Source organism: Saccharomonospora saliphila YIM 90502, from assembly GCF_000383795.1.
Lineage (GTDB): Bacteria > Actinomycetota > Actinomycetes > Mycobacteriales > Pseudonocardiaceae > Saccharomonospora > Saccharomonospora saliphila.
The window spans coordinates 12,606-15,158 of the sequence record NZ_KB912657.1 but is presented as its reverse complement, the minus strand read 5'-3'; the positions used below and the strand labels follow the sequence as shown (position 1 = coordinate 15,158).

At 70.9% G+C, this 2,553-nt stretch carries 2 protein-coding genes; both read right to left on the bottom strand.

The features are described from left to right. Positions 1–196: 196 nt before the first annotated feature. Positions 197–2,062 (bottom strand): IucA/IucC family protein, encoded by a 1,866-nt coding sequence (locus SACSA_RS0110145; RefSeq protein WP_019815578.1) that lies wholly within the window; start codon positions 2,060–2,062, stop codon positions 197–199. Positions 2,063–2,233: 171 nt separating this feature from the next. Next, the coding region (locus SACSA_RS0110140) for an iron chelate uptake ABC transporter family permease subunit (protein WP_157596798.1) at positions 2,234–2,553 on the bottom strand (320 nt) is incomplete at its 5' end.

The window sequence follows — 2,553 nt, the reverse complement described above, 5'->3', positions numbered from 1 at the left end:
CCGGGCCGCGCGTGCCGAGGCCAAGGCACCGGCCAGTGCCGCGACGAGTTCGGCCGCGCCCGTGTCGGAGCCCGCCAGTATCGAGGCGGGCAGCGCGCCGGGGAGGTGCCCGGGCGGGGGACTCCCGCTCTGTGCCGTCTCGGCGATCTGGGTCAACAGAGGTTCTCCTCGGTCCGTGACGTCGTAATCGGCGGAATCACTGGTGCGCCGCTGGGTCCGCCAGCGGGTTGGGCAGCGTGCCGTTCGGGTGCAGCGCGTGCCGCAGCGCGCGGTCGCCGTAGCGGGTGACGACGAGCCGGTCCCGGTTGAGCGCGTAGCGCGGGATCTCTGGTGTGAGCAGGTCGTACTCGGCGAAACGGTCGCCGAGCTCGGGGTGGCGGCGCTGGAAGCCGAGCACGGTCTGGCGCACCAGCGACCAGAAACGGTCCTCGGGCACGCCGAGCTGGTCCGCGCACAGCGGGGCCAGGTAGCGGAAGTGGCCGACGAACACCTGGTCGACCACGTGCTGCCGGATCACCGAGGGATGTTTGCGCGGGAGCACGTGGTCGTGTCCGTCCGGTTCGGGGCCGCGCTCGGGCACGTCGGTGTCGGACACGCAGACGTCGTCGACGAAATCCTTGAGGTAGAGCCTGCGCGGCACCTCCCGCTCGTCGAAGCCGAGCAAAGTGTTCTGCCCGTGCGGATTGAACGTGACCCCGTACCGATAGAGCACCCGCATGAGGGGGGTCAGCACTGTGTCGAGCATCCGGCGCAACCACTCCTGCGCCGACAGCCCCGATGCCCGCACCAGCTCGGCCACGAAGGCGGTGCCCTCGTCGTCGACGTGCAGCAGCGACGCGAAGGTGCGGACACGCTCCCCCTCGCCAGCGTGGGTGACGGCGGAGTCACGCCAGACGCACCCCAGAGTCTCCAGATGCTGGTAGGGCACACCCTCCACCTGCGACAGGTAGGGGTGGCGGACGGTCACGGAGGCCACCTCGCCGAGGAACACCGTGCGCCCGTGCTCGGTCAGCACCGGGTCGGCGGACAGCATCCCGCGCAGCCACTCGGTGACCACCGGCGCGCCCATCGTGCAGTGCGGCGGAATCCCCCGCCACACCAGCGTGTTGAGGATCTTCAAGGGGAGCTTGACGTCGAAGCGCCCCGGGGAGGTGACGTTGGCCATGGTGCGGATCGACTGACCCGGCAGGTACTGGTCCGGGCTCGGGCCGAGCGGCACGATCCGGCGCTGGGCGACGTCGGCGGCGTGCAGCACCTGCACGACGTGGTCCCACTGCCACGGGTGGGCGGGCATCCAGACGAACGCGCCCGGATCGAGTCCCTCGGCGCGCAGAGCGTCGGCCCAGTCCGCGCGAGTCCCTTCAGGCAGCTCGCGGGCAAGCACATCCCGCTCGGACAGGTCGGAGGTTCCCCGGAACTCGGCCAGTCCGCGATGCACGGCGATCCACTGGAGCCGGACCGGTTGGCGCGCCTCCGGGGCGTAGTGGCGGGTGTCGGTCGCCGAGAAGCCGATGCGGCCCTTGTTGGCGACGAGCAGGTTGTGCCCGGTCATCCGGCAGTCCAGTTCGGCGTGGGACAGCTCGCGCAGCTTCCGCGCCGTCTCCCCGCCTCGGGCGATCCGCGCGGCGTCCACGCCGAGCGTGGCTTCCAGCTCGGTCAGGTAGGTGGCCACGGTGGACGGGTCGGTGCCGAGCGTGCTCGCCGCGTCGATCAGGAACTGCAGGGCGTCCCACGCGGGACGGCCGGTCTCGTCTCCGAGCATCCCGGTGGCCACCCGCGTCACCGAGGTGGGCTCCACCCTCAGCCAGCCGAACGCGCCGGGCCGGGCGCGGAAGCGGTACAGCACGCCGCTGTCGAGTTCGACGCGGTACTCGCCGTCGCCGGTCTCGACCGCCTTGAGCATGGCCTCGAAGGTCCACTCCCCCAGTGCCTTGGCCAGCAACCGGCGGTTGGCCTCACGCCAGGCACGGGCGCCGACATCGGGAAGGTCCGGGACCGGGTGAGCGCCGGACGCGGCGCCGGGTTCGGGGACGTCCTCGCGGGATTCGGTGCGGTCAGGCATGGGTCTCTCCGAGTCGTCGAGGTCCGGCAACGCCTGAAGATTAGGCAAGCCTTCCCTAAGTAACAAGGGCCTGACCGGGTTGTCCGGCATGGCGATCATCACGCTGGGCAATCAATTGAAATAAGGTTAGGCTTACCCAACTCGCCCCTGCAACACGGTGGCGGGGCGGCGTCACGCCGTGGCGCTCCGGCGCAGCAGCCAGACCAGATAGGGCGCCCCGATCAACGCCGTGACCACGCCGACCGGAATCTCCAGCGGCGCGAGCAGCGCGCGACCGACCCCGTCGGCGGTGACCACCAAAAGGGCGCCGAGCACGGCGGTCATCGGGATCAGCCGGGTGGTCGCGCCACCCACGATGCGGCGCGCGAGATGCGGGGCGACGAGCCCGACGAAGCCGACCGTGCCGACCGTGGCCGCCGTGCCCGCCGCCAGTAACCACGTTTCCGCATTCCGTCCACATCCGTGATCTTGAGCGCCGCCCACAACCACCA